Origin of the sequence: Malaciobacter pacificus (assembly GCF_004214795.1) — a bacterium.
GTDB lineage: Bacteria > Campylobacterota > Campylobacteria > Campylobacterales > Arcobacteraceae > Malaciobacter_A > Malaciobacter_A pacificus.
The window spans coordinates 211,049-225,276 of sequence record NZ_CP035928.1; the positions used below are offsets into that span (position 1 = coordinate 211,049).

16 protein-coding genes and 7 tRNA genes are annotated in these 14,228 nt (G+C 26.8%); 16 read left to right on the forward strand and 7 right to left on the reverse strand.

Annotated elements, in window-relative coordinates; genetic code table 11:
- Window positions 1–2: 2 nt before the first annotated feature.
- The 13 genes from APAC_RS01070 (at window position 3) to APAC_RS01130 (ending at window position 5,268) form a co-directional block, all read left to right on the forward strand.
- Entirely contained in the window at window positions 3–566 is a 564-nt protein-coding gene (locus tag APAC_RS01070) for an RBBP9/YdeN family alpha/beta hydrolase (RefSeq protein WP_130232356.1), read from the forward strand.
- Window positions 566–1,567, forward strand: a complete 1,002-nt coding sequence (gene tsaD / locus APAC_RS01075; RefSeq protein ID WP_130232357.1) for a tRNA (adenosine(37)-N6)-threonylcarbamoyltransferase complex transferase subunit TsaD — start codon at window positions 566–568, stop codon at window positions 1,565–1,567. The genes APAC_RS01070 and tsaD overlap by 1 nt, the downstream gene beginning before the upstream one ends.
- Window positions 1,567–1,908, forward strand: a complete 342-nt coding sequence (locus APAC_RS01080) for an SUI1 family translation initiation factor (RefSeq protein ID WP_130232358.1) — start codon at window positions 1,567–1,569, stop codon at window positions 1,906–1,908. Before tsaD ends, APAC_RS01080 begins: the two co-directional genes overlap by 1 nt.
- 31 nt (window positions 1,909–1,939) lie before the next feature.
- Entirely contained in the window at window positions 1,940–3,325 is a 1,386-nt protein-coding gene (locus APAC_RS01085) for an NAD(P)H-hydrate dehydratase (RefSeq protein ID WP_130232359.1), read from the forward strand.
- Window positions 3,322–3,648 carry a divalent-cation tolerance protein CutA gene (cutA, locus tag APAC_RS01090; protein ID WP_130232360.1) on the forward strand — a complete coding sequence of 109 codons (327 nt, stop codon included), beginning with the start codon at window positions 3,322–3,324 and terminating at the stop codon, window positions 3,646–3,648. Before APAC_RS01085 ends, cutA begins: the two co-directional genes overlap by 4 nt.
- Window positions 3,649–3,664: 16 nt before the next feature.
- Window positions 3,665–4,444: a thiazole synthase gene (locus APAC_RS01095; protein WP_130232361.1), complete on the forward strand. Its 780-nt coding sequence runs from the start codon at window positions 3,665–3,667 to the stop codon at window positions 4,442–4,444.
- Window positions 4,445–4,553: 109 nt separating this feature from the next.
- Window positions 4,554–4,631, forward strand: a tRNA-Pro gene (locus tag APAC_RS01100).
- Window positions 4,632–4,646: 15 nt separating this feature from the next.
- Window positions 4,647–4,723, forward strand: a tRNA-His gene (locus APAC_RS01105).
- A 16-nt stretch (window positions 4,724–4,739) separates the two neighbouring features.
- Window positions 4,740–4,816: transfer RNA gene (locus tag APAC_RS01110), tRNA-Arg, on the forward strand.
- Window positions 4,817–4,820: 4 nt separating this feature from the next.
- Window positions 4,821–4,905, forward strand: a tRNA-Leu gene (locus APAC_RS01115).
- Window positions 4,906–4,949: 44 nt separating this feature from the next.
- Window positions 4,950–5,026, forward strand: a tRNA-Gly gene (locus tag APAC_RS01120).
- Between the two features lie 75 nt (window positions 5,027–5,101).
- Window positions 5,102–5,178 (forward strand) — tRNA-Arg (locus APAC_RS01125).
- 13 nt (window positions 5,179–5,191) lie between these two features.
- Window positions 5,192–5,268 (forward strand) — tRNA-Gly (locus APAC_RS01130).
- Window positions 5,269–5,282: 14 nt separating this feature from the next.
- Here APAC_RS01130 and APAC_RS01135 read toward each other — a convergent pair.
- Both APAC_RS01135 and APAC_RS01140 read right to left on the reverse strand, forming a co-directional pair.
- Window positions 5,283–5,987 carry a GNAT family protein gene (locus tag APAC_RS01135; RefSeq protein ID WP_130232362.1) on the reverse strand — a complete coding sequence of 235 codons (705 nt, stop codon included), beginning with the start codon at window positions 5,985–5,987 and terminating at the stop codon, window positions 5,283–5,285.
- 35 nt (window positions 5,988–6,022) lie between these two features.
- The gene (locus tag APAC_RS01140) at window positions 6,023–6,505 is read right to left on the reverse strand and encodes a hypothetical protein (protein ID WP_130232363.1); all 483 of its coding nucleotides are present in this window, start codon (window positions 6,503–6,505) and stop codon (window positions 6,023–6,025) included.
- A gap of 99 nt (window positions 6,506–6,604) precedes the next feature.
- Here APAC_RS01140 and APAC_RS01145 point away from each other — a divergent pair, with 99 nt between their 5' ends.
- The gene (locus APAC_RS01145; protein ID WP_130232364.1) at window positions 6,605–9,379 is read left to right on the forward strand and encodes a DEAD/DEAH box helicase; all 2,775 of its coding nucleotides are present in this window, start codon (window positions 6,605–6,607) and stop codon (window positions 9,377–9,379) included.
- 7 nt (window positions 9,380–9,386) lie between these two features.
- On the opposite strand, the gene APAC_RS01150 is transcribed toward APAC_RS01145, so the two are convergent.
- From APAC_RS01150 to APAC_RS01170, 5 genes are all read right to left on the reverse strand, one after another.
- Window positions 9,387–9,578, reverse strand: coding sequence for a hypothetical protein (locus tag APAC_RS01150; protein ID WP_130232365.1), 192 nt, complete (start codon window positions 9,576–9,578; stop codon window positions 9,387–9,389).
- A gap of 61 nt (window positions 9,579–9,639) precedes the next feature.
- The gene (locus APAC_RS01155) at window positions 9,640–10,608 is read right to left on the reverse strand and encodes a hypothetical protein (protein WP_130232366.1); all 969 of its coding nucleotides are present in this window, start codon (window positions 10,606–10,608) and stop codon (window positions 9,640–9,642) included.
- Window positions 10,601–11,272, reverse strand: a complete 672-nt coding sequence (locus APAC_RS01160) for an ABC transporter ATP-binding protein (protein ID WP_130232367.1) — start codon at window positions 11,270–11,272, stop codon at window positions 10,601–10,603. The genes APAC_RS01155 and APAC_RS01160 overlap by 8 nt, the downstream gene beginning before the upstream one ends.
- Window positions 11,269–12,447: an ABC transporter permease gene (locus APAC_RS01165; protein WP_130232368.1), complete on the reverse strand. Its 1,179-nt coding sequence runs from the start codon at window positions 12,445–12,447 to the stop codon at window positions 11,269–11,271. The genes APAC_RS01160 and APAC_RS01165 overlap by 4 nt, the downstream gene beginning before the upstream one ends.
- Entirely contained in the window at window positions 12,437–12,619 is a 183-nt protein-coding gene (locus tag APAC_RS01170) for a hypothetical protein (RefSeq protein WP_130232369.1), read from the reverse strand. The genes APAC_RS01165 and APAC_RS01170 overlap by 11 nt, the downstream gene beginning before the upstream one ends.
- 252 nt (window positions 12,620–12,871) lie before the next feature.
- On the opposite strand from APAC_RS01170, the gene dksA reads away from it, so the two are divergent.
- Both dksA and APAC_RS01180 read left to right on the forward strand, forming a co-directional pair.
- Window positions 12,872–13,231, forward strand: coding sequence for an RNA polymerase-binding protein DksA (gene dksA / locus APAC_RS01175; RefSeq protein ID WP_130232370.1), 360 nt, complete (start codon window positions 12,872–12,874; stop codon window positions 13,229–13,231).
- Window positions 13,228–14,226, forward strand: a complete 999-nt coding sequence (locus APAC_RS01180; protein WP_130232371.1) for a tRNA pseudouridine(13) synthase TruD — start codon at window positions 13,228–13,230, stop codon at window positions 14,224–14,226. The genes dksA and APAC_RS01180 overlap by 4 nt, the downstream gene beginning before the upstream one ends.
- Window positions 14,227–14,228: the final 2 nt, after the last annotated feature.

A 14,228-nucleotide genomic window follows, 5' to 3' on the forward strand; every position in this document is an offset into this window, starting at 1 on the left:
AATTGAACAAAAGAGTATTAATAATTCACGGTTTAGGTGGAAGTGATTATCCCCATTGGCAATCACAATTAGCAATGGATTTAATAAAACAAAATGATGTAGTATCATTTCCAGCATTTCCAAACAGAGATAATCCAGATTTAAATGAGTGGAAAGAGACTTTAAAAAAGGAAATTGAACATTTTAAACCAAATATGGTTGTATGTCACTCTTTGGGAAATGTTTTATGGTTTCATACTTGTGATGAACTTGATATAAAACTTGATAAACTGATGTTAGTAGCACCTGTTTCTATGAATAGAAGTATTGAAGAGGCTAAAACTTTCTATCCTTATCCAATTGCAAAAGATTTAAAAGCAAAAGAGGTAATTATGGCTGCATCAACAAATGATCCATATATGACAGTTGAAGAAGCTATTAGATTACAATCAAAATTAAATGTTGGAATGAAAATTATGGAAGATGCTGGACATATAAATGCAGCTTCTGGATTTGGAAAACTTGATTGTGCTCTTGATTGGTTAAATCGAGAAGAAGAGTGCGAAATTAATAGTGAAGAAGAGTAATGATTTTAAGTATAGAGTCAAGTTGTGATGATAGCTCAATAGCTATTACAAAAATTGAAACTAATGAATTAGTTTACCACAAAAAAATATCTCAAGAAATACAACATAGCGTATATGGTGGAGTAGTTCCAGAACTAGCTGCAAGACTGCATGTTGAAGCACTTCCAAAAATATTGCAAGAGTGTGAAGAATATTTCCCACACCTAAAAGCAATAGCAGTTACAAACGCCCCTGGACTTAGTGTTACACTTATGGAAGGTGTAACTATGGCAAAAGCTTTAGCTATAAGTTTAAATCTACCATTGATTGCAGTAAATCATTTAAAAGGTCATATCTATTCACTTTTCATTGAAAAAGAAGAAGTATTACCAATGACAGTTTTATTGGTTTCAGGTGGCCATACGCAAATTATTGAAGCAAACAGTTTAAGTGATATGAAAGTAGTTGCAACAACTATTGATGATAGTTTTGGTGAGAGTTTTGATAAAGTTGCAAAGATGATGGGCTTAGGATATCCAGGTGGCCCAGTTGTGCAAGAGTATGGATTAAAAGGTGATGAAAATAGATTTGATTTACCAATTCCACTTAGACAAAGTCCAAAGATTGAGTTTAGTTATAGTGGTCTTAAAAATGCAGTTAGAATGCAAATCCAAAAACTTGAAGAGTCTGAAGAGGGATTAACTGAACAAGATAAATATGATATTTGTGCCTCTTTTCAAAAAACAGCAGTTGCGCATATTATGCAAAAGTTAAAAAAACAGTTTAAAATAAATGTGTCTAAAAACTTAGCCATTGTAGGTGGAGCTAGTGCAAATATTCACTTAAGAGGTCAAATCGAAGAGTTATGTAAAAAGCATAAAACTAGTTTGTATCTAAGTGAACTTAAATATTGTTCTGATAATGCAGCTATGATTGGAAGAGTTGCCGTTGAACAATATAAATTAAACGATTTTGTATCAGTTGATGAAATTGATATTCAAACTAGAATAAAGGAGTTTTAATGGGTGGCTTAGCAGATATGTTAGCAAATAGTATGAACTCTTCTTTAGATGGAGATAAGTTTGATACAAGTAAAGAGGATAAAAAGAAAAAGTCTTCAAATGAAATTATTCCTAAAAATCAACATCAATTAGTATTCACTTACGAAAAAAGAAAAGGTAAGCCTGTAACATTAGTTGGAAGATTTTATCTAAGTGATAGCGATAAAAAAGATGTTCTTAAACTATTGAAAAAGAAACTTGCTTGTGGTGGAAGTATAAAAGAAGAATGGATTGAAATCCAAGGTGATGTAAAAGATAAAATAAAAACAATTTTATCATCACAAGGTTGGAAATTTAAATAATAAGTAAGAAGAATTATTTTGAGGAGTATTTATGCAAAAACTATTTGATGAGGTAAATTCTTTAGATAAAAGATGTTACGAAGAGTTTTCTCTAAGTGAAGATATTTTAATGGAACACGCTGCAAATGGTATGTGTGAATATATTCAAGATAATTTTGAAGATAAGAAATCAGTACTTATTGTTTGTGGAAGTGGAAATAATGGAGCAGATGGAATAGCATTAGCTAGACTTTTGTATAGTAAATATAATGTTAGTTTATATCTTGCAAGTAAACCAAAATCTGATATGGCAAAACTTCAATATAAAAGAGCAAAAGCTCTAGGTGTAAAAGAAACAAATGAAGTTTTTGAAGCTGATATTATAGTTGATTCTCTTTTTGGAACAGGATTAAATAAAGAGTTAAAAGATGATGCAATTAAATTAATTGATACATTAAATGAGTTTGAAAGTTTTAAAATTTCATGTGATATCCCAAGTGGAGTTAATAACACAGGTCATGTAAGTACAACTGCTTTTTATGCAGATTTAACTTTAACAATGGGTGCTTTAAAAACATTTTTATATACTGATAATGCCAAAGATTACCTAGGAAAAGTAAAAGTAATTAATCTTGGTGTTCAAAGAGATGTATATGAAGTTAATACTACAAAATTTCTATTACAAAAGAAAGATATAAGGTTACCACATAGAAAGCAAAAAAACTCTCATAAAGGTACATATGGTCACTTAAATGTATTTGCAGGTTGTAAAAAAGGTGCAGGTATAATTGCTGCAAAAGCTGCCTTTGGATTTGGAACAGGGTTAGTAAGTGTAGTTTGTCATGAGAGTCTTGATTTACCCTATCATATTATGCAAACACACTTTTTGACAAAAAACTGTACAGCTATTGCAATAGGTATGGGGCTTGGAAAGTATGAGACAGCTGAAGTTAGAGAAATACTAAGAAATGATATTCCTAAAATTATTGATGCTGATTTGTTTTATGATGAAATAGTAATTGAAAGTTTTGAAAAAGATGTTGTATTAACTCCTCATCCTAAAGAGTTTGTATCTTTACTAAAAATTTGTAATATTGCAGATATAACAATTGATGAGCTTCAAGCTGATAGATTTTTTTATGTAGAAAAGTTTTGTAAAAAGTATCCAAAAGTAGTTTTATTATTAAAAGGTGCAAACGTAATAATAGCTCAAGATGAATATATTTATGTAAATAGATATGGAAGTGCAGTATTGAGTAAAGGTGGAAGTGGTGATGTTTTAGCAGGACTTGTAGCTTCTTTATTAGCTCAAAATTATACACCACTAGATGCAGCTATTAGTGCAAGCTTAGCACATACCTTAGCAGCAGCAAATTATAAGAAAAATAATTACTCTTTAATTCCATCTGATTTAGTTGAAGAGGTTAGAAAATTATGAAAGCAGTAATTATACAAACAACTTGTTCTTCTAAAAGTGAAGGGCAAAAAATAGCAAGAGTATTGATTGATGAAAAGCTAGCAGCTTGCATACAAATGAATGAAATAGAATCACATTATAGTTGGAATGATGAATTTTGTAGTGATAATGAAACGATTTTATCCATTAAAACAGTAAAAGAAAATTTCAAAAAGATAAAAAGCAAAATAAAAGAATTACATAGTTATGATGTGCCTGAAATTATTCAAATAGATATTACTGATGCAAGTAAAGAGTATTTAGAGTTTATAATAAAAAATTGCAATCATAAAAGTGATATTTAAAATAATAGGAGAAAATATGAATGAAATTTTAAAAGTTGGTAAATATGAATTTAATAGTAGATTAATAGTTGGAAGTGGTAAATATAAAGACTTTCAAACTACTAAAGATGCAACATTAGCAAGTGGTAGTGAACTAATCACAGTTGCAATTAGAAGAGTAAATATTACTAATCCAAATGAAGAAAACCTACTAGATTATTTTAAGGATACAAACGTAAAATTATTACCAAATAGTGCAGGGTGTTTTACAGCAGATGAAGCTATTACAACATTTAGACTTATGAGAGAAGCAACTGGAATTGATATCATTAAATTAGAAGTTATTGGGGATGCTCAAAAAACTTTATATCCAGATGTGATTGAGACAATTACAGCTTGTGAAGTTTTAAAAAAAGAGGGCTTTACTATTATGGCTTATACTAGTGATGATCCAATCGTTGCTAAAAGATTAGAAGATGCAGGAGCTGATGCAATTATGCCTTTAGCTGCTCCAATTGGTTCAGGACTTGGTATTCAAAATCCATATAATATTACATTTATTAGAGATGCTGTATCTGTTCCAGTTTTAGTTGATGCTGGACTTGGATGTGCAAGTGATGCAGCAGCTGCAATGGAATTAGGTGCAGATGGAATTTTAGCAAATACTGCAATTGCACAAGCTCAAAATCCATTGGCTATGGCAGAAGCATTTAAACATGCAACAATTGCTGGAAGATTAAGTTATTTAGCTGGAAGAATCCCTAAAAAGCCTTATGCAACGGCTAGTTCTCCAGTTGATGGGTTAATTCAATTTTAATAGAAAAAAGAGAATTTTGAGATTTTTCAAGATTTTCTTTTAAATACTCTTGACAAACTTTAAAAAAGTTTGTATAATTCCGTCCACTTTTTGATAAAGTGAACATTGTCGGGGCGTAGCGCAGTCTGGTTAGCGCACCTGGTTTGGGACCAGGGGGCCGGAGGTTCGAATCCTCTCGCCCCGACCATTTATTTTTTTGACGGTAGGTATAGCTCAGTTGGTTAGAGCATCTGGTTGTGGTTCAGAGGGTCGTGGGTTCGAATCCCATTACTTACCCCATTTTTTATTTTAGAGTGCTTCCTTAGCTCAGCTGGATAGAGCAACGCCCTTCTAAGGCGTAGGTCATACGTTCGAATCGTATAGGGAGTACCACCTTGCGGATGTGGTGAAATTGGTAGACACGCCAGACTTAGGATCTGGTGCCTCACGGTGTGGAGGTTCGAGTCCTCTCATCCGCACCACTTTTATTGATTTTAAGTTTAAAATCGATAAAATTCATTTACAAGCGGGAGTAGCTCAGTTGGCTAGAGCTTCTGCCTTCCAAGCAGATTGTCGCGAGTTCGAGTCTCGTCTCCCGCTCCATTAAAAAAGCCTTATATAAGAAGTTTCATTTTTAACTTTTTGTGTAAGGCTTTTTTTAGCCTTATTTTTTCAAATGCTTCCTTAGCTCAGCTGGATAGAGCAACGCCCTTCTAAGGCGTAGGTCATACGTTCGAATCGTATAGGGAGTACCACTTAAAAGTATAAGCGGGAGTAGCTCAGTTGGCTAGAGCTTCTGCCTTCCAAGCAGATTGTCGCGAGTTCGAGTCTCGTCTCCCGCTCCACTTTTTATAAAAAATCAAATTTCTTTTAACCATCTTTTTAAAAAATCAATTCTAGAATATTGTTTTGCACCTAAATCAAATTTATATTGCATGTATGGTTGACCTAAATTCCAAAAAGAGTAATTGTTTTTTTGTAAATATAAACCTAATAGTACTAATTGAAGTTTTCCCCAGTTTTTATATGCTTTTTCTTTTGAACTAAATCCTGTAAGAGATGTAAATGTTTTTCCAATTTTATATCCTACTTCCCCTGCAACTAGTTGATTATTTTCCTTATCATAAAGCTCAACACTTATAATTTCAAAACCATTTTCAAAGTTTTCATTATATAAGTCAATAATTAAATCTCTGTATTTATTTGTTAACCAGTTGTTTTCATGATATAAATCTAAATTATCTAAAACTAAATCAATATTAGTATTTATACAAAAGTTATATTGATTTTTGTTTATCAATTTTCTTACGGATTTACTAATGTATAAATCATCAAAATCTAATAAAGCGTACTCAAACTGTATTTCAGGGAGCAAATAAAATGTGTCATTAAGAGTTATACTTGTGGCAATAAAGCCACAAGATGCGAGGTATACATAAAACTCTTTTGAAAAATCATCACTTAAGTAGTAATTCATTTTCTCATTTAAGTAGATATGATTATATAAAATATCTCTATTTTTTAAATCATCATATGTTATTTGGTATATAATTTCATTTTCCATATATATCTTTTTCTTTAAATATGAAAAATTATACCTTATCTTCTATGATGATAATCTGACTTACTTTTTCTATGTTTATAATACCTAGTTTTGTTTTTTTCATAATAGTGCCCATAAATAGGTCTATTTAAATCTCTATATTTATGTATTTTATTCCAGTTATTTATTTTATGATGTTTATATGGTCTATAGTGTGCATGGTTTGGTCTAAAATAACCTCTTTTATGTAATCTATCATGATAAGTATATCTACTATCAAACAAGAAGAAGATATTATTAAAAAAATATCCTTTTCTATCAAAATATCCAAAGTAATATCCATAATCATCATAATAAGCATTTTTTCTATAGTTGAAATTCTTGTATCTATTATTATATCTATGGTCATCAGATCTTGCCCCTAATTCAATAACACCATTATTGCCAATAGGAGCAGTTATTCTAACTCCAATAGAACTATCAGAATATAATGACATAGAAGATAAAAACATTATAGTTGCTAATATTGTCTTTTTCATAATTAATCCTTTTTTATAGTATATACTTGAATTATAAGTCTTCAGTGTGGATAAATTGTGATTTAATTATAATCTCAAAGATAGAAAAAAGGTCTTTTTTTGAATAGTTTAATTACAAACAACCATACATCAAACTTTTATAATCATTTAATTGAACAACTGAGTAATTGTGATAGCTTTATCTTTAATGTAGCTTTTATCAACTATAGTGGTGTTCAATTACTTATTGATAGTTTAGAAAAATGTAAAAATAAAAATATAAAAGGAAAAATACTAACATCAACTTATCTTGGATTTACTCAACCAAAAGCATTAGAGAAGTTAAAAGAGTTTGAAAATATTGAACTTAAAATATTTGACTGTGATGAACAAAAGCTTGGTTTTCATGTAAAATCTTATATCTTTGAATATAAAGATGAATATAAAATACTATTAGGCTCTTCAAATATAACAGCAAGTGCTTTTAAAACAAATATAGAGTGGAATATACAAACTATAAATAAAAAAGATGATAGTTTTGTAAAAACTGTTCTAAATGAATTTTATATACTTTGGGAAAAGTCTATTAATGTAAATAAAGAGTTTTTAGAAAGTTATTACTTTTTTTATAATGAGATTAAAAATAGCAGTAAAAAGTTTATTTTTGATAATAAAATCACAACTAACTATATGCAAGAAAAGGCATTAAAAAATCTAGAGAATCTAAGAAGTAAAGGTGAAAATAAAGCCTTAGTAATTGCAGCAACAGGAAGTGGTAAAACATATCTTAGTGCCTTTGATGTGAAACAATACAATGCCAATAGGGTTTTATTTTTGGTTCATAGAGAAAATATTTTATTGAGTGCTAAAAAGAGTTTTGAATCAGTAATAAAAAATAAAACAATGGGTTTATACACTGGGAATAAAAAAGAGTTAGAAGCTGATTATTTATTTTCAACAATCCAAACTATGAGTTTAAATTATCAAGAATTTAATAAAAATGAGTTTGATTATATAATTATAGATGAAGCACATCATGTATCAAGTCCATCATATAAGAAGGTGATAAATCACTTTAGGTCAAAATTTTTATTAGGACTTACTGCAACTTCGAATAGAACTGATGGGCAAAATATTTACGAAGTTTTTGATGATAATATAGCTTGTGATATTAGATTAAATGATGCTTTAAAACATAATCTTGTAGTACCTTTTCACTATTTTGGAATAAATGATATTAGTGTTGATATGCAAAATTTGGATTTAACAAAAATTGATGAGATTGCAAGGATTTTACAAGTTAATAGAAGAGTTGATTTTGTTATTGAAAAAATGAATTTTTATTCTTATACTGGAAGCAAAAGAAAAGCCTTAGGATTTTGTGTATCAAAAGAGCATGCAAAATATATGAGTGAAGAGTTTAACAAAAGAGGAATAGATTCAATATATTTGACTAGTAATGATAGTGTTGATAAAAGAGAAAAAGTTATAAAGCAACTTGAAGATGATAAACATAGTTTAGAAATCATTTTTAGTGTAGATATTTTTAATGAAGGAGTAGATATCCCTTCTATTAATACTGTATTGATGTTAAGACCTACAAATTCACCGGTTGTATTTGCTCAACAACTAGGGCGAGGTTTGAGAAGATATAAGAATAAAGAGTTTTTAACGGTTTTAGATTTTATTGGAAATCATAAAAAAGCTTATTTAGTAGTCTTATCTTTACTTGGAGATAAAAAAATTGATAAAGAGAGTATGAAAATCTCTATTTTAAATAACTTTGCAAATATTGATAACGCTTTTATAAGTATGGATGAAATTAGTAAAAAAAGAGTTTTAGAACAAATTAATTCTGAGAATTTTAATGCAATAAAATATTTAAAAGAACAATATTTAGAGTTTAAACTATTTTTAGGAAATAAGATTCCAAGTATGGTGGATTTTTTTAAATATGATGAATTTATTGACCCAATAGATTTTATTAATCACTCAAAATCATATATTGAATTTTTACAAAAAGTTGAAAAGTCTGATAAATTAAACAAAATAGTATTTGATGAGTTATTTATAAAAGCAATTAGATTTATTGATTATATGCTTCCTATAAAAAGAGTGTATGAATTTGTTGTTTTAAAAGAGCTGTTAGATAAAAATAGTATTGATATAAAAATAGCAAGTAATTTATTAAAAAAATATCTTGATGAAATTAATGAAAATACAATAAATCACTCTTTTAAGTATCTCTCTCATGAGTTTTTTGATAGTGCTCAGAAGAAAAGATATTTAAAACTAGTTGAGTTTGAAAATGATAAATTAATTAGATCTAAAGAGTTTGAACTATTATTAGAAAATAGTAAATACAAAAAGATATTAAAAGATAGTATTAACTATGGACTTCTTCATTATGAACAAAAGTTCTCAACAAAGAATTATGGAATGCCATTTTTAAAACTTTATGAAAAATATAATATGTTAAATATTGCTCAACTATGTAATTTTCCTAAAATTCACAGCTCTTTTAGGGGAAGTGGATTTTTGAAATATGAAAATGACTTCTTTTTATTTATAAATTTAGAAAAGAAAAAATTTTCAAAATCATCTCACTATGAAAATGCTTTTATTTCAAAAGATACATTTACTTATCAAAGTAAACCTAGTATGAGTAGTGATAAAGGTGATGGTCAAAGACTAGTTGAAAATAAAAAATATGGAGTAAAACTTCATATTTTTGTTAGAAAATTTGCTCAAGTTGATAAACAAACACAAGCTTTTATATATTTAGGGCTTGCTAATACTATAAAATACTGGGATGAAAAACCTATCTTTACACATTTAAAACTAGAGAAAATATTGAGTGATGACTTGTATGAAGAATTTACAAAAGTAATATAAATTTAGATTATCTTTTTAAGATTATATTATTATCTTTATCAATTAAAAATGGGATTTCATTTTTTTCTAAAAGATTAGTCATTGTTAATAACTCTTTTGATAAGTAGAAGTCTGAAATATTATTTTTTTTATAAAAAGTATTTTTTTTAGCATCATAACGAAAGTAAAGTAGTTTAATATTTTTTAAATCAATTGACATAAAATCTCCTTTGTGAAATAATAACACAAGAATGTCTCAAAAAGTGCTCATTTTTTTATTTTTATAAAATAACACCATTTATTACATAGTATTTAATAAAGTAAAATGAGCATAAAACTGTAAATAAAACAATAAAAATAGAAGAAAGTTTGAATAAATAGTCTAACTCTTTTTTTATAAAAAAAGTCATAAAAAGATTACTTATTGAAAAAAAGACACCTAAAAATAGTGAAAACCATATAAAGTAACCAATATAGTTATACTCTTTTTGAAGCATACAAAATGGACATTGATGGGTTGGAAGTTCATAAATATATGTAGAAAAAAAGTAGGTTACCGCATAGTATGAAATATAAAAAAATAGTAATGATGTAAAGAAATTAAGTAAAACTTTTTTTTGTATATTTAAAAATATAACTAGAACAGATAATAAATAAAATAAAATAAGTAATGATGGAATAGATAAATTAAATGGTATTTTGCTTCCAGTGTTATTTACCCCAAAGATAATAGAACAACACATTACAGGTTCTTGGGTTGGAATATTTGTTAAATATAATACATCAAGTATAGTTTCAAGTACTATTAATATAAATAAAAAGATAAAAAAAAGATATTTTTGCTTGGTATATGGATATGTTTTTTCTATTAAATCTAAAGAGTTTATTATAAGCCATACACCAATAAGAAATAAAATAAAAACTTTTAAGGCTAAGTTAATTTCACCATACTCATTTGCACCCACAATCCCTGCAGCGCACATAGCCCCTGGAACTATGTTTGATAAATTATCTAAACTATATGTAAAATAAGGAAATAGAATTAATTTTATTATTAGTACAAAAGAGATTATTAGGATTACTAGGTATGATTTTTTTTCTAGTTTATATTGTAAAGACGTAGTTTTATTAAAATCCCAATTTTTTAGAATAATAATCGAATTATAAAAAGCAATACATAAAAGTATAAACAAAATCGCTTGAGAAAATAGATAAATAATAATATCATTTGATAATAATATACTACTCACAAATTTTTCCATCCGCTATATTTATAACTTCATCAACAAAATCTAAATCATCAAAAATAGGATCATGAGTTGCTACAATAATTGTTTTATTTAGTTTTTTCAAACTCCTTAAAGCTTCAATAAATTTTTTTGAGTTTTCTAAATCTAAGTTTGCCGTTGGTTCATCACATAAAATAATATCAGGATTATTTACAAGGGCTCTTGCTATTGCACATCTTTGTTTTTCCCCACCTGATAGGTTATATACTAACTCATCTTTTTTATGGGAGATATTAGCTATTTTTAAAGCTTTTGAAGTTTTTTCATCAAGCTGTTTATTTGATAAATTTAAGGGTACTAAAGGAATACTAACATTTTGATAGACATTTAGTTCATTAAATAGATTATATGATTGGAAAATAAATCCAATTTTATTTGCTCTAAAATTTGAAGCGTGAATATCAGGAAGTTTTGCAATTGATTCACCATCAATTATAATTTCACCATTTGTTGGTTTACTAAGTGTTGCTAAAATAGAAAGTAGTGTTGATTTTCCACTTCCACTAATTCCTTTTAAAATTACACAAGAGTTTGAGTTAATTTTTAAATTAATATCTTTTAATGCATGAAATTGGTTCTTTTTATCTTCATTAAATATCTTATTTAAATTTTTAATTTCTATCATCTCATACTCTCACTTGCATCAATAACACTTATTTTCCAAACAGGAATTAATACTGCACTTATAAATGGAATAATAAAAAATAAAAACAGCATTGTAATAGTTGTAAAATCAATATTTGGTATAAAATCTACATCATTTTGTATATTTTGAAAACCTAAAAAAATATTACTTAAAAGTGGTGCATTTAAAATAAAAACAAATATAAAGGCTAAAATCACACCAATTAAAAATGCAAAAATACCAACAGTTAAGTTCTCTAACATTTTAAGTTTTATAATATCTTTTATACTCCATCCAACAGCTTTTAATATTCCAATCTCTTTTTTATCACTTGAATTAATCATAGAGTATCTTTGATATAAAATCAAAATAAATGTAAACATTACACTAATAAACAAAGTTAAAAAGAAACCACCTTTGTAGTTAAACATATTTTCATAGGCTTTTTTAATATCCTCTTTTGGTATAATTCTAATATTTGCTTCTTTTAAAATTAGCTCAGTCTTTATATTTTGATGCTCTAATTCATTTGGTACATTTAAAACTATATCAGTTGCTTCATCTTCGTTTATATTTAATATCTCTTTTGCTAAATTAATATCCATAATGATAATATCATTTGCTATTAGATTAAACTCTTTTGGTAAATCTTTAAAGATTTTTACTCTTTTTGTCTCTAAATTTTCAAGTCTAAAAACAAACTCATCTTTATAATGATATTTATCAAATATTTGTTTTACACCATTTCCAATTATCATAGAATCAGTTTCAAAAAAAGATGAAATATCTAAATGATTTAAAAGTTTTTGTAAATCTTTATTTGTGTTTTTTTCAAATAAATCAATTCCAACAATCATAAAATTAACATCTGCAAATTTAAAATGGTATTGTCCATAAACTCTTTGTTGAACTTTTGTAACTCCATTGATTGAAGAGAATTTATCTAACCAAGAAGTGGGTAGATTTACAACTTTTCCTGCATTTAATTTTTGAATTACAAAATCAGCTTGTGAATTAAGTGTTGTAAAAATCTCTTTTTTTAAACTATTTGATATAAACATAACTGAACTAATTAAAAAAACAATAATAATAGATATAAAAAATATAGCTAGATGTTTTGATTTATGTTTACTAAGTAATAAAAATAAAAAATTTAAAAATATACTATTTTTCATAGACAAAATCCATATAACTAATATTTTTTTGATTTATAAAAATTATTGATGAAAAATCTTTATACTCTTTAACTCTTGGTTCCCAAAATGATGTTGAGTATGAGATATTAGGAAGTTTTGTTAAATCACTTATTAAAGATATATTACTTTTTTGTTTTGTATAAAAAAACATAAAAAAACAAAATATTAGTAATAGTAGAATAAAAGTTGATAAAAATATTTTTGATAAACTTGTGATAATAAACTCCTACTTTTTATAAACGTATTTTATCTAGCAACTATTAATTTTTAGTTAATTAGTTTTTTATATTTTGTTATGCTATGTCTCTGCTAGTTATTAGTCATATAATACGATTATTTTAAAGGCTCTAATATATAATATATAATAAAAATTATATAATTGCCAAATTTCAAGGAGCATGTCATGCCAAATAAAAGCCAAATATTAGAATTAAAAGAGACTTTACTTCAAAGAAGAGAGAGCATTCTATCTAACATCAATAATAGTAGGAATAGTATTGATGAGATTAAAAATCAAGAAATTAATGATGAGTTAGACTATGCAGAATTAGTTAGTGATTCTTTTACTCAAGGGATGATTGCTAATCATCAAATTGCTGAATTAAAGCAAATTGATGAAGCAATAAAAAAAATAAAAGATGATACATATGGAAAGTGTGATATGTGTGGAGTTAATATTCCTATTGGAAGACTAAAAGCTAAGCCATTCGCAAAATTTTGTACTGAGTGTAGAGAAGTTTATGAAAAAGAGAATAAAAATTGATAGAGAGAATTTATCCAAATAAAAAGAAGCTATATTTTAAATTTGAACAAAATGAAGATGATTTCTTTGTTGAAGAGCAGCCTATTACTTTCTCAAAAAAAGGTAGTTTTTTAGTTTTAAAAATAAAAAAGAAAAACTGTGATACATGGGAATTAATTGACAGAGTTGCAAAATATTTAAGAATCTATACAAATGAGATAGGTTATGCAGGTTTAAAAGATAAAAATGCAACAACTATTCAATATATTTCAATTCCAAAAAAATACTCTAAAGAGATAAGAAATTTTAGGAATAAAAAGATTGAAGTTTTAGACTCTTATTTACATTCTAGTAAATTAAATATTGGAGATTTAAAAGGAAATAGATTTAAAATTAATCTTTATAATGTAGGCTTTGAAGAATTAAATCATATTCAAAAATTAATAAAACAAATTTCTAAAAAAGGTATGCCAAATTATTTTGGATATCAAAGGTTTGGTAAAGACTCAAGTGATAATATAGAAAAAGCTAAAGAGCTTATCCATGATGATAGATTAATGAAAGATAGAAAAGTAGAAAAGATGTTAATTTCTGCTTATCAAAGTACATTTTTTAATGAGTGGTTAGTTGAGAGATTAAATTTAGACATGGAAAACTTTAAACTTTTAGATGGAGATATTTTCTATGATATCAAAAATGATAAGATTTTTACTCCTAAATCTTTAAATGCAAAATTGATACAAGATTTTGAAAATAAATATATTACTCCTACAGGACTTCTTCCTGGAAGAAAAGTATTTAAAGCTACAAGTGAAGCTGGAAAGATTGAAAGTAAGTTTGATGATGCTTATATTAAAGAAAAAGGTTATAGAAGAGAAGCTATAGTTTTTCCATCTGATATTAATTGTAGTTATGATAAAGAAAATAAAAAATGTACTTTAGATTTTATTTTACCAAAAGGCTCTTACGCAACGGTTCTAATTGAATATTTAGCAAATAAGAATTTTAATAGCTAAAT